The 19,638-nt window shown below is 72.0% G+C and carries 19 protein-coding genes and 1 pseudogene; 6 read left to right on the forward strand and 14 right to left on the reverse strand.

What is annotated here, in order from left to right:
• Positions 1-164 precede the first annotated feature (164 nt).
• The 3 genes from ACWEF6_RS32005 to ACWEF6_RS32015 form a co-directional block, all read right to left on the reverse strand.
• Positions 165-1,322 carry an AAA family ATPase gene (locus ACWEF6_RS32005; protein WP_449686336.1) on the reverse strand — a complete coding sequence of 386 codons (1,158 nt, stop codon included), beginning with the start codon at positions 1,320-1,322 and terminating at the stop codon, positions 165-167.
• A 189-nt stretch (positions 1,323-1,511) separates the two neighbouring features.
• Positions 1,512-2,066: a snapalysin family zinc-dependent metalloprotease gene (locus ACWEF6_RS32010; RefSeq protein WP_449686337.1), complete on the reverse strand. Its 555-nt coding sequence runs from the start codon at positions 2,064-2,066 to the stop codon at positions 1,512-1,514.
• A gap of 115 nt (positions 2,067-2,181) precedes the next feature.
• Positions 2,182-2,667, reverse strand: coding sequence for a winged helix-turn-helix transcriptional regulator (locus ACWEF6_RS32015; RefSeq protein WP_449675216.1), 486 nt, complete (start codon positions 2,665-2,667; stop codon positions 2,182-2,184).
• A gap of 101 nt (positions 2,668-2,768) precedes the next feature.
• Between ACWEF6_RS32015 and ACWEF6_RS32020 the strand changes: the two genes are divergently transcribed.
• From ACWEF6_RS32020 to ACWEF6_RS32030, 3 genes are all read left to right on the forward strand, one after another.
• A complete protein-coding gene (locus ACWEF6_RS32020; protein ID WP_449686338.1) occupies positions 2,769-3,473 on the forward strand; it encodes an SDR family oxidoreductase in 705 nt (234 codons plus the stop codon).
• 83 nt (positions 3,474-3,556) lie between these two features.
• Complete coding sequence (locus ACWEF6_RS32025) at positions 3,557-4,159, forward strand: TetR/AcrR family transcriptional regulator (protein WP_310975844.1); 603 nt, start codon at positions 3,557-3,559, stop codon at positions 4,157-4,159.
• A gap of 98 nt (positions 4,160-4,257) precedes the next feature.
• Positions 4,258-5,421: a cytochrome P450 gene (locus ACWEF6_RS32030; protein WP_449686371.1), complete on the forward strand. Its 1,164-nt coding sequence runs from the start codon at positions 4,258-4,260 to the stop codon at positions 5,419-5,421.
• On the opposite strand, the gene ACWEF6_RS32035 is transcribed toward ACWEF6_RS32030, so the two are convergent.
• Genes ACWEF6_RS32035 through ACWEF6_RS32050 form a run of 4 tightly spaced genes read right to left on the reverse strand, consistent with a single transcriptional unit; the run spans position 5,411 to position 9,809 of the window.
• Positions 5,411-5,836, reverse strand: a complete 426-nt coding sequence (locus ACWEF6_RS32035; RefSeq protein ID WP_449686339.1) for a nuclear transport factor 2 family protein — start codon at positions 5,834-5,836, stop codon at positions 5,411-5,413. The genes ACWEF6_RS32030 and ACWEF6_RS32035 overlap by 11 nt on opposite strands.
• Positions 5,837-5,887: 51 nt before the next feature.
• A complete protein-coding gene (locus tag ACWEF6_RS32040) occupies positions 5,888-6,751 on the reverse strand; it encodes a phosphotransferase family protein (protein ID WP_449686340.1) in 864 nt (287 codons plus the stop codon).
• Positions 6,736-7,539 carry a siderophore-interacting protein gene (locus ACWEF6_RS32045; RefSeq protein ID WP_449686341.1) on the reverse strand — a complete coding sequence of 268 codons (804 nt, stop codon included), beginning with the start codon at positions 7,537-7,539 and terminating at the stop codon, positions 6,736-6,738. The genes ACWEF6_RS32040 and ACWEF6_RS32045 overlap by 16 nt, the downstream gene beginning before the upstream one ends.
• Positions 7,536-9,809: an ATP-binding cassette domain-containing protein gene (locus tag ACWEF6_RS32050; RefSeq protein ID WP_449686342.1), complete on the reverse strand. Its 2,274-nt coding sequence runs from the start codon at positions 9,807-9,809 to the stop codon at positions 7,536-7,538. Before ACWEF6_RS32050 ends, ACWEF6_RS32045 begins: the two co-directional genes overlap by 4 nt.
• Before the next feature lie 76 nt (positions 9,810-9,885).
• Here ACWEF6_RS32050 and ACWEF6_RS32055 point away from each other — a divergent pair, with 76 nt between their 5' ends.
• Positions 9,886-10,686 carry a TetR/AcrR family transcriptional regulator C-terminal domain-containing protein gene (locus ACWEF6_RS32055; RefSeq protein WP_449686343.1) on the forward strand — a complete coding sequence of 267 codons (801 nt, stop codon included), beginning with the start codon at positions 9,886-9,888 and terminating at the stop codon, positions 10,684-10,686.
• Here the strand turns inward: ACWEF6_RS32055 and ACWEF6_RS32060 are convergent.
• From ACWEF6_RS32060 to ACWEF6_RS32085, 6 genes and pseudogenes are all read right to left on the reverse strand, one after another.
• Positions 10,664-11,431, reverse strand: coding sequence for a methyltransferase domain-containing protein (locus ACWEF6_RS32060; RefSeq protein WP_449686372.1), 768 nt, complete (start codon positions 11,429-11,431; stop codon positions 10,664-10,666). The two genes, ACWEF6_RS32055 and ACWEF6_RS32060, sit on opposite strands and share 23 nt — an antisense overlap.
• Before the next feature lie 45 nt (positions 11,432-11,476).
• A pseudogene (locus tag ACWEF6_RS32065) lies at positions 11,477-11,608 on the reverse strand (putative acetyltransferase); the annotation flags it as partial.
• Positions 11,605-13,716 carry a phage holin family protein gene (locus ACWEF6_RS32070; RefSeq protein WP_449686344.1) on the reverse strand — a complete coding sequence of 704 codons (2,112 nt, stop codon included), beginning with the start codon at positions 13,714-13,716 and terminating at the stop codon, positions 11,605-11,607. The gene ACWEF6_RS32070 and the pseudogene ACWEF6_RS32065, both read right to left, overlap by 4 nt.
• The gene (locus ACWEF6_RS32075) at positions 13,713-14,294 is read right to left on the reverse strand and encodes a DedA family protein (RefSeq protein ID WP_449686345.1); all 582 of its coding nucleotides are present in this window, start codon (positions 14,292-14,294) and stop codon (positions 13,713-13,715) included. Before ACWEF6_RS32075 ends, ACWEF6_RS32070 begins: the two co-directional genes overlap by 4 nt.
• The gene (locus tag ACWEF6_RS32080) at positions 14,291-15,073 is read right to left on the reverse strand and encodes an MBL fold metallo-hydrolase (protein ID WP_449686346.1); all 783 of its coding nucleotides are present in this window, start codon (positions 15,071-15,073) and stop codon (positions 14,291-14,293) included. Before ACWEF6_RS32080 ends, ACWEF6_RS32075 begins: the two co-directional genes overlap by 4 nt.
• 90 nt (positions 15,074-15,163) lie before the next feature.
• The gene (locus tag ACWEF6_RS32085; protein ID WP_449686347.1) at positions 15,164-17,320 is read right to left on the reverse strand and encodes a terpene synthase family protein; all 2,157 of its coding nucleotides are present in this window, start codon (positions 17,318-17,320) and stop codon (positions 15,164-15,166) included.
• 166 nt (positions 17,321-17,486) lie between these two features.
• Between ACWEF6_RS32085 and ACWEF6_RS32090 the strand changes: the two genes are divergently transcribed.
• Entirely contained in the window at positions 17,487-17,783 is a 297-nt protein-coding gene (locus ACWEF6_RS32090) for a GNAT family N-acetyltransferase (RefSeq protein WP_310975853.1), read from the forward strand.
• Between the two features lie 151 nt (positions 17,784-17,934).
• Positions 17,935-18,951, forward strand: coding sequence for a S1 family peptidase (locus ACWEF6_RS32095; RefSeq protein ID WP_449686348.1), 1,017 nt, complete (start codon positions 17,935-17,937; stop codon positions 18,949-18,951).
• Between the two features lie 55 nt (positions 18,952-19,006).
• Here the strand turns inward: ACWEF6_RS32095 and ACWEF6_RS32100 are convergent, their stop codons facing one another.
• Positions 19,007-19,630, reverse strand: coding sequence for an SAM-dependent methyltransferase (locus ACWEF6_RS32100; protein WP_449686349.1), 624 nt, complete (start codon positions 19,628-19,630; stop codon positions 19,007-19,009).
• Between the last annotated feature and the right edge of the window lie 8 nt (positions 19,631-19,638).

The following is a 19,638-nucleotide window of genomic DNA, read 5'->3' on the forward strand; positions in this document are numbered from 1 at the left end:
CGCAAATCCAGTCCTACCAGGGGCCCCACGCCTCATCGCAGGCCAACACGCCTACCCGCCCGAGCCTTACTGAGAAAACCTCAATGTGGCGTTGGGTGCGTCAGACGCACCCAATGTGGCGTTCGGTGCGTTGGATGCAACCAACGCCACATTGGGGCGCTTGGTCAGCGGGCCGGCCAGTGCCAGGACGGGCGGTCCAGGCGGCCTTGGCCGGAGACCTTCGTCTCGCCGTACTCCTTCTCGAGCTCGACCGTGGCCACGTCGGTCACCTCGGCCAGGGCGCGGATCAGGGGGCGGGCGTGGGAGACCACCACCAGCTGGGTCTCCTTCGCCGCGGTGGCGATCAACGTCGCCAGGGCCGGGAGGAGGTCCGGGTGGAGGCTCGTCTCCGGCTCGTTGAGCACCAGCAGTTCCGGCGGGCGCGGGGTCAGCAGGGCCGCCACCCACAGCAGGAACCGCAGCGTGCCGTCCGACAGCTCCGCGGCCGACAGCGGGCGCAGCAGGCCGTGCTGGCGGAACTCGACCGACAGCAGGCCGTCCTCGGAACGCCGGACCTCCACGGTCGAGCCCGGGAAGGCCGCGTCGATCACCTCCTCGAGCTCCGCGGCCCGGCCCACCTCGATGATCGTCTGCAGGGCTGCCGCGAGGTCGGCGCCGTCATGGGAGAGCACCGGCGTGCGCGTGCCGATGCGAGGCTGGCGGGCCGGGGCGCCGGCGTCCGTGCGGAAGTGGTCGTAGAACCGCCACGACCGGATCCGCTCGCGCAGCACCACCAGCTCCGGGCACGCCCGCGGGTCGGCGAACTCGCTCAACATGCTGTCGGTCAACCGGATCTTGAACCGTTCGTCGCCCCACGCCCCGGACGCCACGCGCGTGCGCACCGACGGGCCCGCGCGGTCCGCGAGCAACGCGGCCGGCCGCAGGTACGGTCCCGACCAGACCGCTTCCCGCTTGAACTCCGGGTCGAGGTTGAACAGCGTCGCGCCCGGCACCGGCAGGCCCAGGTCGAGCGCGTAACCGAACTCGTCACCCGCGAAGCCGAGCCGCAGCCCGACGGCCTTCGTGTGCACCTTGCCCTGGACCCGCGTGGTGCCCCGGCGGACGCCGTTCTCCGGGCCGGCCCACAGCGTCGACGGCAGCCCGCCCTCCCGGGCCAGTGCCGCCACCGCGCCGTTGCGGGACGCGTCCGCCAGCAGCCGCAGCGCCCGGTAGAGGCTCGACTTGCCGCTGCCGTTCGGCCCGGTGACGACGGTCAGGCCGGACAGCGGCAGCACCAGGTCACGTAGCGAGCGGTAGTTCTCGACGGCCAGCGTGGTGAGCATGCTCCCGAACCTAGCCTGTCCGGCGACGCGGAAGGCGGCCCGGCCGCGGCCGTCGGCCGGTGATCGGCGGCCTGCGGTGAGCGGCTCGTCGCTGACGTGCGCCCCGGGGCATCACGCGTGATCCAGGGGGCATCGCGCAGATGCCGCCCCGATCACGCGTGATGCCCCCTGGATCACGCGTGAAGCCCGTCAGCGCACGGGCATGGTGACTTCGTAGACGCGGGACGCGGCCTTGCGGGCGCCGGTGAAGCCGTTGGCCCAGAGGGATTCCACCTGGGACGCCTCGGTCGCGTTCGGGTCGGCGTTGGTGCAGGACGGGCCGGGGCCACCGCCGGACATCAGTTCCGAGCACGGGCCTTCGTAGTGGTCCGGCAGGCCGAGCGCGTGCCCGGTTTCGTGGGCCGCGATGCGGGTCTGGTCGTACTGCTGGGCCTGGGTGTAGTCGATGAAGATCGTGCCGCTGCCGTGGCCGTCGGTCTGGGCGTACGACCCGCGCGGGTCGTTGCCCTCGGTGTAGTGCAGCGACGCACCCGAGGAGCTTTCCTGGAGCTTGACGTTCGACACCGCCGCGTTCCAGTGGGCCGCGCCCGCGTTGATCACCGCGCGGAAGCTGGGGGCGTCCGAGGTGTCGTAGTAGACGATCGTGGCCGCTTCCGGGGCCGCGAAGGCCGGGCCGGCCGTCAGCGGGGTCGCGATCATCGCCAGGGCGACGGCGGCACCGGGCAGCAGGTATTTCCGGGACATCGGGACGACTCCTTGCCGTGGGGAATTAACCGGGTCTGCGCGCGCTGGGTGTCGAACTTACGGAATCGCCCGGCGTTTGTGACCCGACTTTCGTACCGGCTTGGGGCCGTTCGGCTCAGCCGACCGGATCGGCCAGTGGGATTTCGCCTTCGCCGAGCCAGGAGCCGCGCCACGCCAGATCGCCCCTGGCCAGGGGTTTTCCGCAGGCGTCGCACTTCGCGCCCGGCCGGGTGGCCTGTCCGCAGCGGGTGTGGACCAGCGTCGTCGGCCCGGCTTCCGAGGAGGTGTGGGTGTGTCCCCACGTGCCGAGGGCGTGCAGCACCGGCAACGCGTCCGAGCCGGCCTGGGTGAGGCGGTACTCGTGGCGGGTGCGGCCGCCGTCGCGGTAGGGCAGCTTCGTCAGCAGGCCGCGGTCGACGAGCTTGGCCAACCGGGTGGTCAGCACGTTGTCGGCGATGCCGAGCTGGGCGCGGAAGTCCTCGAACCGGGTGGTGCCCGCGGTGGCGTTGCGCAGGATCAGCAGCGTCCACGGCTCGCCGAGGACGTCGGCGGCGCGGGCGATCGGGCAGGCGGCGTCCGCCCAGGTGATGCGACGGCTCATCGTGTGATCCCTTCGACCTGACTTGCTCGGAGCAAGTCTACGTCGTAGTGTCGTCCTCAGCTAGCTTGCAACGAGCAAGCCAGGTGCGAGAGGAGTTCGTCATGGAGATCTCGGGTGCGGTGGCGCTGGTGACCGGAGCCAACCGGGGCCTCGGCCGCCGGTTCGCCGCGGAACTGCTGGAGCGGGGCGCGGCCAAGGTGTACGCCGCCGCGCGGAATCCGGAGTCGATCGACCTGCCGGGGGTCGTCCCGTTGAAGCTGGACGTCACCGACCCGGAGTCGATCCGGGCGGCCGCCGCGCTGGCCGGCGACGTCACGCTGCTGGTCAACAACGCCGGTTCGTCGACCGGGGCGTCGCTGCTCGGCGGGTCCCTCGAGGACATCCGGCTGGAGATGGACACGCACTACTTCGGCACCCTGGCCGTGACGCGCGAGTTCGCGCCGGTCCTGGAGCGCAACGGCGGCGGCGCGGTGCTGAACGTGCTGTCGGTGCTTTCCTGGTTCACCGCCCCGCGGGTCGCGGCGTACTCCGCGGCGAAGTCGGCGGCCTGGTCGCTGACCAACGCGCTGCGCCTGGAACTGGCCCCGCAGAAGACGCAGGTGACCGCGCTGCACGTCGGGTACATGGACACCGACATGGCCAAGGACGTCGACGGCCCGAAGGTCGACCCGGCGGTCGTGGCGGGGCTGGCCCTGGACGGCGTCGAGGAGGGCCGGTTCGAGGTGCTCGCCGACGACGTCAGCCGGAACGTGCGGGCCGGGCTCGCCGGAGAGCTCGCCGGGTTGTACCCCGCGCTGGTTTCCTGAAGGCGTTTTCGCCGACCCCGGAATACCGGGGTCTCCGGCGCGGGCGTATGAATAGGCGGGTGGCGGAACGCGTCGAAGCCGGAATGGGACGGACGAGAAACCGCTGGGGCGAAGGCGAACGGTTGCGCGGCGAGATCCTGGCCGCGGCCGGCCGGCTGCTCGCCGAGCTCGGCGGCGAGGACGGGCTGACGATCCGCGGTGTCGCCCGCGCCGTCGGCATCGCCCCGGCGAGCATCTACCAGCATTTTTCCGACCGTGCGGAATTGGTTCGCGGGTTGCTCGACCACGAATACGCGCGGCTGGCCGATTCGATGCGCGCGGCGGAGGAGTCAATCGGCGAAACCGACCCCGTCGGCCGGATCCGGGCGCAGATTCACGCCTACTGCGCGTTCGCGATGCAGAATCCGGGGCATTACCGGCTGATGCTCGCGAACGGCGCGTCCGACCTGGAGCCCGGCACCCGCCCGACGGGCCCGCTCTTGGACGTGATCGACCGGCTGACGGCGGGCTTCGAGCGCTGCGTCGAGGCGGGCCGCGAGCTGCGCGTGACCCCGGGCCGTGCGGCGGCGGTGGTGTTCGTCGGCGCGCACGGGCGGGTCGCGTTGTTCCACAGCGCGCTGAACCGGACCGGCGCCGAGCTGGTGGAGCCGTTCGTGGACGAGCTGGTGTCGCTGGTGTTCGCCTGATCGGACGGTGGCGGGGTCACGGGAGAATGCTTAGCATGGCTACGTAAATTTCCGACGGCTCCGGGAGGTATCCGGTGGACGGCGTGCCCGCGTTTCCGATGACCCGGCGGTGTCCCTTCGACCCGCCCGCCGAACTCGCCGAACTGCCCCCGGTGTCGCGGGTGCGGCTGTGGAACGGCAGCACGCCGTGGCTGGTGACGCGCTACGGCGACGTCCGCGCGCTGCTGCGGGATCCGCGGATCAGCGCCGACTCCGACCACCCGGGCTACCCGCACCAGAGCGCGGCTTCGGCGGCCCGCCGCCACCGCGCGAAGTCGTTCATCACCATGGACGGCGCCGAGCACGCGGCCCGGCGCAAGCTCCTGACCGGCGACTTCCTGGTCAAGAAGATGGAGGCGCTGCGCCCGGCGATCCAGCGTATCGTCGACGACCTCGTCGACCGGCTGCTGGCCGGCCCGAAGCCGGTCGACCTGGTGCCGGCGTTCGCGCTGCCGGTGCCGTCGCTGGTGATCTGCGAACTGCTCGGCGTGCCGTACGAAGACCGCGAACTGTTCCAGGACATCACGAAGGTGATGGTGTCGAGGGCGGCGACGCCAGAAGAGGCGGTGAAAGCCACCGAAGAACTGCTGGCCTACTTCGGCGGCCTGGTCGAGCGGAAGGTGAGCGAACCGGGTGACGACGTCCTGAGCAAGCTGGCGGTCACGCAGTACGCGACCGGGAAAATGACGGCCGAAGAGGTGGCGTCGACGGGCCAGCTGCTCCTGGTGGCCGGCCACGAGACGACGGCGAACATGATCGCCCTCGGCACGGTGGCGTTGCTGGCGCACCCCGCGCAGCTGGAGCTGGTGCGCACGGGGGACGCGGACGTGCTGCGCCGCGCGGTCGAGGAGTTGTTGCGCTACCTGAACATCACGCACACGGGCCGCCGCCGCGTGGCGACCGAGGACATCGAGATCGGCGGCGAGACGATCCGAGCGGGCGAGGGCGTGATCGCGGCGGGCGACGCAGCCAACCGCGACGCGGCGGTGTTCGAGGACCCCGGCCGCCTCGACGTGACGCGCGAAGCCCGCCACCACGTGGCGTTCGGGTACGGCGTGCACCAGTGCCTCGGCCAGACGCTGGCCCGGGTGGAACTGCAGGTGGCGTACGGGACGCTGTACCGCCGCATCCCCGGACTGCGGCTCGCGGTGCCGATGGAGGAACTGGCCTTCAAGGACGACATGCTGGTGTACGGCGTGCACAGCCTGCCGGTCACGTGGTGACAGCGGCCTCGCCGAAGACCATGCGGTGGCCGCGGGCGGTGTCCAGGTATTCGCGGACGCGGTGGATGCGCCCGTCGCGGAGTTCGAAGACGAAGCAGTAGTCGTTGGCGTAGTGGTGGCCGTTGGCCAGGGTGGCCGTCATCGTCTCCTCCACGACCACCCGGTCGCCGTCCGCGTGGAAGCCGTGGAACGTCACGGTGACGTCGCTGACGAAGAAGCGCGGGAAGTCCTCGGCGAGGAACCGCACGATCGCCGGCCGGCCGACGAGGTGCGAGGGGCCGCCGAGGGCGACCGCGGTGGCGTTGCCCGGCGGGGCCAGCCATTCGGCGTCCTCGGTGAAGACGGCGGCGATCCGGTCCGCGTCGTGGGTGGCGAAGGCTTTCCAGGCGTTCTCGACGATCTCGCGGCTCGGCATGCCCGCGACCCTAACCGCGCGCGGTCTTCGCGGGCTGGCGGATTCGCGACGTCATCCCAAGGCGGCCAGATTTTCGTTCAGCCACCCGAAGACGAACCGCTCGGGGTCGGCGTTCGTGTCCTTTCGCGGCACCATCTCCACCAGCATGATCAGGCCGAGGTACACCCGGTACAACGTCAGCCTCCGCCGGGCCGGGGCGTCGAAGGCGCCCGTGCCGTATCCCGCCAGCAACGGCTCGTCCGGTTCGTGGAACAGCGTCAGCGACACGAACTCCGCCACCGGGTCGCCCCAGAACGCCCTCTCCGCGTCGATGATGCCCGACACCCGGCCACCGTCCACGAGGATGTTGCCCGGCCACAGGTCGAAGTGGACCAGCACCGGTGTCGTGACCGGCGCCAGCAGCGGCTCGTGGCGGCGCACCAGGTGCGCGATCTCCGCCGCCGGGCGGGGCAGGCGCACCCCGTAGTGGACGGCGTCCGCGAGGATGGCGTCCACCATCGCACGAAACGCCGAAGGCCACGTCGGGTGCAGGGGGTCCTGGAGGTAGCCGAAGCCGTCGCCGGCCGTCTCGTGCAGGCGCGCCACGATGGCGCCCAGCTCGGTGCGCAGGTGCGGGCCGGTGCCGGGCGCGCGGTTCCACGGCGTCCCCGGCACCTCCGTCATCAGCAGGAAGCCCGGCCCCGCACCCACCACCGACGGCAACGGCCCGGAAGCCAGGCGGTAGTACTCCGCCTCCGTCGCCAGCAGATCGTGCTCGTACGTGAGGCCGGGGCCGGACGGCGCGATCTTGAGCACCAGCCGCCGTCCGTCCGCCAGCGTCACCCGGACCGCCCGGTTGTACGTCCCGCCGCCGAGGTCCTCGGCCGCCACCACCGAAGCCGGGTCGATGCCCGCGGCCGTCAGGTCCCCGTCCACCCCGCCGAGTCTTCCAGCTTTTCCGCCGCGTCGGCCAGGTCGTCCGGGGTCGGGGCGTCGTCCTGGGTCAGGCTGCGCCGCCAGTAGCCGGTGAACTCGATGGCGCTCTTGGGCAGACCGCGTTCGACGAGGTGGCGGCGCAGCCCACGGACCGTCGACGCCTCCCCGGCCAGCCACGCCGCTTCCGGGAGGGCCGTCCCGCGCACCGCTTCCAGCAGCCGGCTGCCGTGCTCGGCGCCGTTCCGGTGCAGCCACCGGATGCCGGGCAGCGGCTGCTCCTCGGCCGCGTCCTCGACCTCGAGGAAGACCACCACATTGTCCACTTCGGACAGGATGGACGCGACGGCGGGGATCGCCGTCTCGTCGCCCGCGCACAGCAGTCCGTCCGCTGTGGACAGTGGACGGCGGTACGCCGGGTCCGGCCCGTACCGGCCGAGGACGTCGCCCACCGCCGCCCGCGCGGCCCAGGCGGTGGCCGGGCCCGCGTGGCCGGTGTGCAGCACGAAGTCCACGTCGATCGTGTCGCCGTCCCGCGCGCGCACCGTGTAGCTGCGCATCACCGGGCGTTCGTCCGCCGGGATCGCCAGGTACGCCTGGTACCAGCGCATGACGTCGTCGTCGGCCGACGGCAGCCGCACCGGACGGCCCGGCGGCGGGAACAGCAGCTTGAGCTGCTGGTCCGGCCACGCCTCCAGTTCGGCCAGGCCGTCGCCGGTGAAGGTGACGCGCACGACGCGCGGCGTCACCCGGCGCACCGCCGTCACCTCGAGCAGACCGGCCGGCTTCACGGCTTCCCCAGGTATTCGCGCAGGTGACGGGCGGTCAGCGTCGAGGCGTCCGCGACGAGCGAAGCCGGTGTGCCCTCGAAGACGACCCGGCCGCCGTCGTGGCCGGCGCCGGGGCCGAGGTCGATCAGCCAGTCGGCGTGGGCCATCACGGCCTGGTGGTGCTCGATGACGATCACCGTGTTGCCCGCGTCGACGATCCGGTCCAGCAAGGCCAGCAGCTGGTCGACGTCGGCGAGGTGCAGCCCGGTCGTCGGCTCGTCGAGGAGGTAGGTCGACCCGCGTTCGGCCATCCGGATCGCCAGCTTGAGCCGCTGCCGCTCGCCGCCGGACAGCGTGGTCAGCGGCTGCCCGAGGGTCAGGTAGCCGAGGCCGACGTCGGCGAGCCGGTCGAGGACCGTCCGCGCGGTGCCGCCCGCGAAGAACTCCCGCGCCTCGGTGACGGACATCGCCAGGACCTCGCTGATGTTCTTGCCGCGCAGCTCGTACGTCAGTACCTTCGGGGTGAACCGGCGACCCTCGCACTCTTCGCAGACCGACGCGACCCCGGCCATCATCGCCAGGTCCGTGTAGATGACGCCGAGGCCCTTGCACTTCGGGCAGGCGCCCTCGGAGTTGGCGCTGAACAGGCTCGCCTTGACCCCGTTGGCCTTGGCGAACGCGGCCCGGATCGGGTCCAGCAGGCCGGTGTAGGTCGCCGGGTTGGACCGGCGTGACCCGCGGATCGCCGACTGGTCGACCACGACGACGTCGCCGCGGCGGGCCAGGGAACCGTGGATCAGCGACGACTTCCCGGACCCGGCCACCCCGGTGACCACGGTCAACACGCCGAGCGGGACGTCGACGCTGACGTCCTTCAGGTTGTGCAGCTTGGCCCCGGTGATCGACACGTGCCCGGTCGGTTCGCGCACCGCGGAACGCAGCGTGACCCGGTGGTCGAGGTGGCGGCCGGTGAGCGTGCCGGACGCGCGCAGGCCGTCGACGCTGCCGGTGTAGCAGAGCCGGCCGCCGTCGGTGCCCGCGCCGGGACCGAGGTCGACGACGTGGTCGGCGATCCGGATCGTCTCCGGCTTGTGCTCGACGACCAGGATCGTGTTCCCCTTGTCCCGCAGGCACAGCAGCAGGTTGTTCATCCGCTCGATGTCGTGCGGGTGCAGCCCGACGGTCGGCTCGTCGAAGACGTAGGTGACGTCGGTGAGGCTGGAACCCAGGTGCCGCACCATCTTCACGCGCTGCGCCTCGCCGCCGGAGAGCGTCGCGGACTCGCGGTCGAGGGAGAGGTAGCCGAGGCCGATCTCGACCAGCGAGTCGAGGGTGTCGCGCAGGTTGCCCAGCAGCGGCCGGATCGACGGCGCGTCGAGGTTGCGCACGAACTCGGCGAGGTCGCTGATCTGCAGCGCGGCGCAGTCGGCGATGTTCTTGCCGTCGATCTTCGCCGCCAGCGCGGCCTGGTTGAGCCGGGCGCCGCCGCACTCGCCGCAGGTGGCGAAGGCCGCGGCCTTCTCGATGAACGCCCGCAGCTTCGGCTGCAGCGATTCGACGTCCTTGTGCAGGTAGAGCCGCCGGACCTTCACGGCGAGACCCTCGTAGGTGACGTTGGTCTTGCCGACCTTCACCTTGCAGGAATCCTTGTGCAGCAGGGCGTCCAGCTGCTCCGGCGTGAAGTCGCGGATCTTCGCGTCGGGGTCGTAGAAGCCGGAGGAGAGGTAGGTCTGCACGTACCAGGTGTCCGGCGTGAAGCCCGGCACCTGGATCGCGCCTTCGTTGAGCGAGAGGTCGAAGTCGAGCAGGGCGTCGACGTCGAGGTCGGAGACCCGGCCGAGGCCCTCGCAGGCCGGGCACATGCCCTCGGGCAGGTTGAAGCTGAACGCGCCGGACGTGCCGACGTACGGTTCGCCGAGCCGCGAGAAGGCGATCCGCAGCATGGCGTAGGCGTCGGTCGCCGTGCCGACCGTGGAGCGCGAGTTGGCGCCCATCCGCTCCTGGTCGACGACGATGGCCGCGCTCAGGTTCTCCAGCAGGTCGACGTCCGGGCGCGACAGGCTCGGCATGAAGGACTGGAGGAAGGCGCTGTAGGTCTCGTTGATCAGCCGCTGGGACTCGGCCGCGATGGTGCCGAAGACCAGGGACGACTTGCCGGAGCCGGAGACGCCCGTGAACACCGTGAGCCGGCGCTTCGGGATGTCCAGGTCGATGCCGGTCAGGTTGTTCTCCCGGGCCCCCCGGACCTCGATCACGTCGTGGGTGTCGGCGGCCCGCCTGGGTGAAGTCATACCGTCCTTCTTGATACTTTAGGCTGTAAAGTGATCTGCCAGCGTACAATACTTTAGGGTGTAAGGAGTCGGCAAGGTGGTCGTCTTCGCGGGTCAGGGCGACGCCCGGCGGTCCATGGAGCTGCTGTGGGGGCCGCGCGTGGTGGCGCCGCGCACCGGCCCGGGGCCGAAGCCGGGCCTGTCCGTCGAGGCGATCGTCGCGGCGGCAATCGAGATCGCGGGCGCCGACGGCATGGCGGCGCTGTCGATGCGGTCGGTCGGCGAACGGCTCGGCCGCACGGCGATGGCGCTCTACACGTACGTGCCGGGCAAGACCGAGCTGGTCGACCTCATGTACGACCGGACGCTGGGCGAGCTGCCGTCGTCGTTCCCGGATTCTTCGGGGTGGCGTGCGGCGGCGCTGGCGCTGGCCGACGCGCTGTGGGACCTGCACCTGCGCCACCCGTGGCTGCTCCAGGTGTCGCCGGCGCGGCCGGTGCTCGGGCCGGGGGAGTTCCACGTCCAGGAGACGCTGCTTTCGGTCTTGGCGTCGACCGGCTTGCCGCTGGCCCGGGTGCGCTGGGTGGTGGCGGCGTTGTTCAACATCGTGCGCGGATCGGTCCAGGCGGCCGCGGAATCCCGGCAGGCGACGCGCGAGACCGGACAGTCCGAAGAGGACTGGTGGTACGCGCGGTCGGCACTGCTGGGCGAGCTGGCGCCGGACCTCCCAGCCCGGTTCCCGACGGTGGCCCGCCTGGGGGAAGAGGGCGAGTACGAGGCGTCGGGGTCCGACGAGCCCTACCTGGAGCGCGAGGCGCGGCTGTCGTTCGAGGCCGGCCTGGAGCTGCTCCTGGACGGCGTCGAAGCCGCGATCGTCAAGGCTTCCGGGCCTCGATGAGGAACCTCGTCGTGTGCGCGACGAACGGGCCGTCGCGCTCGATCAGCTCGTGCAGCTCCCGCAGCTTTTCCTCGTACTGCCCGACCGTGAACCCCGGGACCATCCAGATCACCTTGCGCAGGAAGTAGACCACCGCGCCGATGTCGGAGAACTCCGTGCGCAGCGACTCCGAACGCAGGTCGGTCACTTCGAGCCCGGCCTCCGCGGCCGCCCGCACGGCGTGGTCGGGGTGACGGCTGTTGCGGGCCTCCTCCGGCTGCGGGCCGAGGAAGAACTCGACCAGCTCGAACACGCTCGCCGGGCCGACCTGCTGGGAGAAGTACGTTCCGCCGGGACGCAGGACGCGGGCGATCTCGCGCCAGTCGGTCGTCACCGGGTGCCGGCTGCTGACCAGGTCGAACACGGTGTCGCGGAAGGGAAATCCCGCGGTCGCCACTAGCAGGGCTCCGCGCGGCCGCAGCCGGGCCGACGCCTTCGCGACGTTCGGCGGCCACGACTCGGTCGCGATCGTGACCGGCGGCAGGGACGGGCAGCCGTCGAGGACTTCGCCGCCGCCGGTCTCCAGGTCGAGGGCCGCTTCCACGACCGCGAGCCGGGAGCCGAGCAGACGCTGGTAGCCCCACGAAGGGCGCGCCTCGGTAGCGCGGCCGTCGAGCCAGGAGAAGTCCCACCCGTCGACGGACACCGCCGCGGCTTCGGCCACCAGCGTGTCGAACTTCGACTTCCGGACCGGCGGCGGAGGCACCGGCTTGGCCAGCGTGACCGCGGAAAACGCGACCACGACCGGGCCGCGCCGGGTCTCGATCGTGCAGGAGACGTCGTCGCGCGCCACCAGGTCGCCGAGCGCGTCGGTGAAACCGCCGTCGATGCGGTAGCGCACGACGACCCGAGTGCCGAGCGGGAGTTCCCGCAGCAGCTTCACGAAACCACCTCCGAAACCGAGGCCCCGGCGTCCGCCGGCTCGGGGTGGCCCAACTCTGTCAGCCAGCCGCGGAACACCCGGTGCAGGGCCTCCGCCCCGACGACCTCGCCAGGAAACGCCAGTTCACGCGGGTGCACCACGAAACCCCGCTGCTGCGGCCCGCCCAGCCCGCCGTGCGAACCCACGTGCGTCTCGAACGGCGACGCCTGGTCCGACTCCGGGTCGTAGCGGCTGTTGATCATCACGTCCGCGCAGCGCGGGAACGTGTCCACCCGGCGGATCAGGTCCGCCGCGTGCGGACCGTACGGCGTCAGCGGGTCCTCGCCGATGACGACGCCGGTGGCGAGCCGGTGCAGGCCGTCGCGGCCCAGCACCACCGGGCCGAACTCGCGGCTGCGGACCAGCAGGAACCCGACACCCGGGTGGTCCACCAGGGACGGCAGCAGATCCGGGAACTCCCGCTCGATCGTCTCCAGCTCGACGCGGCCTTCGTGCTCGGTGAACGACACCATCGCGAGGTGCCCCGACACGACCACCACCACGCCGGGCGCCACGCGGGTCACCGCGCCCGGCGAGCCGGACACCGTGCGCGGGCGGTCTTCGGCGCACTCCGCGTCCTCCACCCGGGCACGCAGCCGGCGCGCGATGAGGCCGCCGCTCTTGGTCGCCTCCGCCAGGGCCGCGTTGATCTGCCAGCTCTCGGCCTGCCGCCGCTTGCCCGCCGAGGGCGACGGCGACCCGCCGCACAGGCGGCCGACGTACGCCTCGATCGTCTCACCGAACCGCTGCGAGAACGCCTGGCCCTGGGTCTGGCCGTGGTCCGACAGCGCCACGACGTGGTAGCGGCGCGGGGCGAGCCGGCTCGCCCGGTGCAGCCGCGCGATCTGCTGGTCGATCGAGCGCAACACCGACAGCGTGTCGAACCGCTCGATGCCGGAGTGGTGCGCGACCTCGTCGTAGCCGAGGAAGTCCGCGTACACCGCGGGCCGGCCGGCGAGCATGTCGCCGAGGATCGCCGACACGACGACGTCCCGTGCGATCACCGTCGTGCCCGGCCGGGCCAGGGGGTACCAGCCGCCGCGCGGGATCCGCGGCACGACGCCGGCGCGGCGCTGGCGCACCGACGCGCTGATCTCGCGGAAGACGTCCACGAGCGCGACGGCGAACGTGCGCAGCGCGTTGACCGGGTTCGCGAAGTAGGCGTAGTAGCCCGCGCCGACGCGGTCCCGGTGACGGCGCTGCAGCTTCTTGGGCACCAGGACCGGGATCGAGCTCATGGTGAGGCTGACGTGGGCGGCGTCGCCGGAGAACAGGTTGCCGCGGCTCGCGCCGTCGCCCGCCAGGAGGCCGCGGCCGTCGGAGTGCCGCGCCTCGATCTCGGCCGCGTCGGCCGGGTGCGCGCACGCCATCACGTGGTCGCGGTCCTTTTCGTACCAGCGGAAACCGAGGATGTCGTGGTTGGAGCCGTGCAGGATGCCGCAGACGCTCGCCCCGGTCTGGGAGCTCCAGTCGGTGTGCCACCGGTCCAGCGCGTGGCTGTCCTCGGCGAGCCAGGCGGCGAAGGTCGGCATGTCGCCGTCGCGGATCGCGCGGCGGACGGTGTCGTACCCGAGGCCGTCGATCTGCAGGAACAGCACACCGGGCGGAAGCTCGGCGCCGGGCTCGTGGTGGTGACGTCGCCGGCGGCGGGCGGCGCGGCGGAAGAAGATCTCGTCCTCGTCGACGGCGAGCAGGCTGGAGATGAGCGCGCCGACCGCGGCCATGCCGAGCGTCACGATCACCGCGGCCCGGAAGCCGGCGACCTCGACACCGGGCACCGTGCGGAAGACGGCGAGGGTGCCGGCGCCGAGCAGCAGGAACCCGAAGCCGCCGAAGGTGAAGAACGCCAGCGGGTAGGCGATCCGCATGACCAGCGGCCAGACGACGGCGGTGAGCAGGGCGAGCAGCAGCGCGCAGACCGTCGGCTGCCACCAGTGCGTCATCCGGAAGCCGGGCAGGAGGACGTCGAGCAGGCGCAGCGCACCGGTCACCGCGATCCAGACCGCCACCGCGCGGGCGACGGCCCGGCCGCCGCGCAGCAGCCGGCCCTTCGGCGCGGTCGTCGTCACACCGGCTCCTTCGTCTTGCGCCGCCACCGGGCGATCAGGTTGGCCAGCACGGTGACCAGCAGGACGAGCACGGTCGCCAGCAGCGTCGCGATGAGCGGGGAGTCGAAGATGCCGCCGGAGACGATGCCGAGCACGGCGTACGCGCCGGCCCAGAGCACGCAGGCGCCGAGCGCGGCGGGCAGCAGGCGCCGCCACGGGTAGCTCAGCGCGGCCGCGGCGAGCAGCACCGGGATGCGCCCGGCCGGGACGAGCCGGCCGATCACGATGAGCTGCCAGCCGCGGCGGGCGAACTGCTCACGGGCCTTCTCGAGCCGTTCGGCGGGCTGGCGGCGGCTGATCCAGCGGAAGGCGGCTTCGCTGCCGAGCCGCGGGATCCCGAACGTCACGACGTCGCCGACGTACGCGCCGAGGACGGCGAGGACGATCACGAGCGGCAGGGAGAGGTGGCCGGTCGTCGTCGCGACGGCGGCCGCGGCGCCGACGACCGCGCCGGTGGGCACGATGGGGACGATCGAGCCGAGCAGCACGCCGCCGAACACCGCGGGGTACCCGATGGCGGCGGGGTCGGTCCAGTTCACGAGCGGTCCTTCGGCGCGGGCAGGACGACGTCGGCGCCCGGCTCGGTGAACAGCACCTCGGTCCGGCCGTCGACTGCGGCGGCGAACACGCGCGGCGGATCGGCGAGCAGGCGGCGCATCCGGGCGGTGCGCCGGGCGCCGGGGAGCGCCAGGGTGCCCCAGTGCACGGGGACGGCCGCGCGGGCCTGGACCAGCGCGGCGGCCTGGGCGGCGCGGGCGGGGTCGAGGTGGCCGGGGCCGAGGTTCGGTCCCCAGCCCCAGACGGGCAGCAGGGCGACGTCGACCGGGCCGAGGTCGCGCATGCCGTCGAAGAGGTCGGTGTCGCCGGCGTTGTAGACCTTCTTGCCGTCGCCTTCGATCAGGTGGCCGAGCGCGGGGCTTTGCGGCCCGTGCGTCAGCCGCGGGCCCCACCGGTGTCCGGAATGGACGGCCTCGGTGGCGGTGACGGTGACGCCGCCGTCGGTGAGCGTCTCGCCGGGCGCGATCTCCTCGACGTTGCGGAAGCCCTTCCTGCCGAGCCACGAGCCCGCCCCGCGGGGGACGACGATCCGGGTGCCGGTGCCGAGCAGCTTGAGCGACGGCAGGTGCAGGTGGTCGCCGTGCAGGTGGGACAGCAGGACGAGGTCGACATCGGCGTAGCTTTCGGGCGGCGGCGGGGGAACGACCCGGACGAGCCCGCCGACGCGCGCGGTGAGCACGGGATCGGTCAGGAGGACCCGGCCGCCGAGGTCCAGGCGGACGGTCGAATGGCCGAGGAACCGCAGGCTGAAGCCGCTCACGCCCCGAGTATCACCTTCACCGGCGGGGAACGCCCGGCGGAGTGGCCAGGGCAACGCCGTTCAGCGACCCCGGCAGGTCGGTTTGTGTACTCAGGGGGTCGGGAGCAGAGCGGAGATGCGGAGCGAGGACGTGCCGATGCCGGTCGGGCCGCCGAAGACCGTGGTGGGCACCGGGGCCGGTGTCGGGTGGTAGCCGAGCTCGGGTTCGGTGTAGCGGGCCGTGTTCTCGTGCCAGTGCACGATCCCGGCCATCCAGTCGCGCAGTTGCTGGACGAACGCGAGCAGCGCCTGCTCGGTCGTGTCGTCGCGGTACAGGGCCGGCAGCTCGGTCGCCGCCGCGTGGTCGAACTCGGTCAGGCGGGCGTGGATCAGGTCGGCGACCACCTCGGCCGCGCGCTCGTCCGTGCAGTCCAGGAAGTTCCGCACCACCAGCACCGCGTTGTGCAGCTCGCCTTCGTACTGGACTTCCTTGCGGAAGGAGTACAGGTCGTTCAGCAGGCCGGCCACGTCCGCCGCCGCGTGCTCGAGCGTCTGGACCGGACGCAGGCGCTGCAGGGCCGGCGGCACCGCGTGGCCGCGCGCGAGGCTCATCGTGAGGTCCGCACCGAACGTCCGGCGCCGCATCTCGACGTAGTCGATCGGGTCCGGGATGCGGTTCTGGGCCTGGTTCGCCAGCTCCCAGAGCCAGCCGGCCGCCATCGCCTCGACCGCCCGGCGCACGGCGGGCCGGCTCTCCGCCGGGGTGCGCGGCCAGAGGTCGGCCAAGCCCGCTTCCAGCGGCGTCGTCGGCGCCGGCAGGTGCGCGCCGTCCGCCGGCATGAACGCCGACAGGCGGCGATTGGCCGCCTTCGCGCCGGCGAGGTCGCGGGTCGCGCCGAACACCAGCGGGTAGTGGTCGTCGGCGTAGGTGCGCCAGGTCAGCCAGTCGCTCGTGACGTCGAGGGCGTCGGCCGTCGCGTCCGGGTGGATGCCCGCCGCGCACAGCGGCAGGTCGGCCGCCCGCAGCTTCCGCTCGTCCCACACCACGCCGTCGAGCAGGCCGGTCTGCCGGGCCCAGTCGACGTTCCGGGCGCGGGCCGCGGGAAGGTGCGGGCTGAGCCGCGGCGACAACGGCAGGTCGAGCGACGGCCGCGGGACGTCGGTCGCGCGCAACGGCGTCGAGCCGTACGCCCGCAGCCGTTGCGGTGCGGTGGCGAGCACCGAAGCGAAAATGCGCGCCGCGGACGTGCCGCGGCCGGCCAGCGCGCCTTCGTTCATGTACCGGCTGGACCGTAGATGCCATTCGTGCCCACCGGATTGCCAGTCCTGCAGGCCTTTCACGTACGCGAACGTCGCCGCGCGCGCCTCCGGGTCGACGCAGTGGTCGTCGAGCAGCGCGGGCACCTCGGTGAGCGCGGTGTGCTCGAACTGGTGCAGCCGGGAGGTGATCAGGTCGTTGACCGCGTCGGCCGCCTGCTGGGTGCCCAGCCCGAGGAACTTCTCGAACACGAGCACGCCGTTGGACAGCTCGCCCTCGTCCTGCACCTCGCGCTGGTAGGAGAACAGGTCGTTGCGCAGGTGGACGCTGTCGGCGAAGCAGTCGCGCAGGACTTCCATCGGCCGGGACGCGGCGATCGCGGTGGGGACCTCCGCGTGCACCGAGTGCTCGACCAGGTTCGCCGACCACGGCGCGCCGCCGACCTTCCGCCGCATCTCGACGTACTCGATCGGGTTGGCGAGCCGGCCTTCGTTGATGTTGGCCAGCTCCCACAGCGACTCGTCCAGCAGCGCCTTCGTGCTGGCGGCGAACCGGCGCCGCCAGCCGGCCGACCGCTGCGGGACCGTCCGGTGCCACAGGTCGGCGAGGCCGCGCTCGACCGGGTTCTCCGGGGTCGCGGTGATCTCGCCCTCGGCGGGCATGAACAGCTCCAGCCGGTCGAGGTAGGCGCGGGCGCTCTCGATGTCGCCGGTGCGCTTGTACAGCTCGAGGAAGTGGTCGTCGAAGTAGAAGACCCAGACGTACCAGTCGGTGATCAGGTCGAGCTCGGCGGCGCCGGCGTCGGGGTGGGTGTACGCGCAGAGCAGCGCGTAGTCGTGGGCGTCGAGGTCGTGCTCGGTCCAGATCACCGTGCCGTGCTGCGGCACGTCGATCATGTCCAGCTCGCGGGCCCACGCCTTGCTGTGCTCGCGCGCCCGCTCCAGGTGCGGGTTCAGCCGCGCCGGGTGGGGCAGGTAGAACTCGGGGAGGACGAACGGCTGTTCAGGCACACCGCGAGGCAACCAGCCGGCCGCGGTGTCCGCCAAGGGGAACAGCCGGGATGCACACGAACGGGACGGGCGCTTCCCCCGGCCGGCCCAGCGGGCTTCCCGGCCCGATCGGCACGCGGTGGCGGGCCGTCGCACGATGGGGGAGTCCGGCGAGCGAGGAGAGCAGATGACCGACGAAAACCGGGTGGCCGACAACCCGGACGAGAACCGCTACGAGCTGTGGCAGGGCGAGAAGCTGGCGGGGATCGCGCAGTACGACCGGCGTGGCGACCTCACGGTGTTCACCCACACCGAGATCGACGACGCCTTCGCCGGGCAGGGCCTCGGCAAGGTCCTGGCCGCGGGCGCGCTCGACGACGTCGTCGCCCACGGCCGGACGATCGTGCCGGTCTGCCCGTTCATCGCCGGGTACCTGCGGAAGAACCCGGGGTACGAGGACCACGTCCGCTGGCCGCGCGAGTAGGCCGGAAGGGGAGACGCGTTACGCCGTTCGGGGCGGTCTGAGAGGTATGTCCGGATCCATTGGTTATTAACCAACCTTCGTCGGTAGTGCGTTGGTTGCCTGGCAACGAAGGTGTCGGCACAGGCTTCGAACGGCAACCTGGAGGAAGTTGATGACTCCCCGGAAGACCGCCCTCAAGACCCTCGCCGTCTGGTCGGCCGCCGCGCTGACCAGCGGTGTTTGCGCCTCGGCGGCCACCGCGTCCCCCTTGGCCTTCGCCGAACTGCAGGCCAACGCCATCGCCGGCGCCACCCAGGTGGCGGACGCGCTCGGTGCCGCGTCCGGCGGCATCTACCTCGAAAACGGCAAGGCCGTGGTGAACGTCGTCGACGACGCCGCGGTGCAGCGGGTGCAGGCCGCCGGCTTCACCGCGAAGAAGGTCAAGCACACCTTCGCGGCGCTCACGGGTGTCAAGAATCAGCTGGACGCGGTGAAGAACGTGCCGCAGACCGCGTGGGGCATCGACACGAAGACCAACCAGGTCGTGGTGAAGGTGTACGACGCGGCGAGCAAGGAGACCGCCGACAAGGTCTCCGCGGCCGCCGCGAAGTACGGCGACAGCGTCCGGGTCGAGTACCGCACCGGCAAGCTGTCGCTGTACATCGCCGACGGCGACGCGATCCAGAACAGCCAGGGCCGCTGCTCGCTCGGCTTCAACGTGACGCGCGGCGGCTCGCCGTTCCTGCTCACCGCGGGCCACTGCACCAACCTCGGCGGCACCTGGTCCGGCGGCGACGTCTCCGGCGCGCAGGTCGTCGAAAGCGACTGCCCCGGCGCCGACTCCGGCCTGCTGACCCGCCCGAACGGCTCCGGCCCCGGCGAGATCAACACCGGCCAGCAGATCACCAGCGCGGCGACGCCGACCGTGGGCGAGCAGATGCAGAAGCAGGGCTCGACCACCGGTGGCGGCAGCGGTGAGGTGACCTCGGTCGACGAGTCGGTCAACTTCGACGTCGGCGTGCTCAACCACGAGTTCGGCACCACCGCGCACACCGACCACGGCGACTCCGGCGGCCCGGCCTACGACGGCTCCAAGGGGCTCGGCACGCTGTCCGGCGGCGACACCGTGACCAGCTACTTCTACCCGCTCACCCTCGAGCTGCAGGCCTACGGCCTCGAGCTCGCCTGATCCGCGACGAAGGCCCGCTCACCGCCGTCGGGGGAGGTGAGCGGGCCTTCGCACGTCACGCGTCCAGGCGCCGCGCGCGGTAGACGGCGTCGGTGTGGTGGCCCTCGCCGCGCGTCTCGCACGTCTCGACCACCCACTGCCACGGGTCGCCGAGGTAGCCGGTGATCTCCTCGGGCTCGAAGTACAGCTCCTCCGGCGGCTTCTGGCCGTCGAACTGCCGCATGGCTTTCGGCGAGTGCCCGACGACCAGCAGCGAGCCGCCCGGCCGGATCGCCGCCGCGGCCGCCGTGAAGACGTCGCGGCGCAGGTCCGGCGGCAGGTGCATGTACTGCGCGGAGACCAGGTCGTACTGCGCTTCCGGCCGCCACTCGAGGATGTTGCGGTGCAGCCAGTTCACCGTCACGCCCGCCTCGGCGCCGGCCTCCGCCGCGCGGGCGAGCGCGGTGGTCGAGATGTCGACCCCGTCGACCGTCCAGCCGTGCTTGGCCAGCCAGATCGCGTCGCCGCCCTCGCCGCTGCCCAGGTCGAGGGCATGCCCGGGTTTCAGGCTTTCGACCTCGGTGCGCAGGTTGGCGTTGACGTTCCCGCTCCAGATCCGGTGCTCGTCACGCTGGTACAGCGCTTCCCAGAAGTCCTGCTTCAGCATGGCGTCGACGGTCATCGGGTGGTCGTGGGACATGGTTCCTC

The organism is Amycolatopsis sp. NPDC004772 (genome assembly GCF_053601215.1).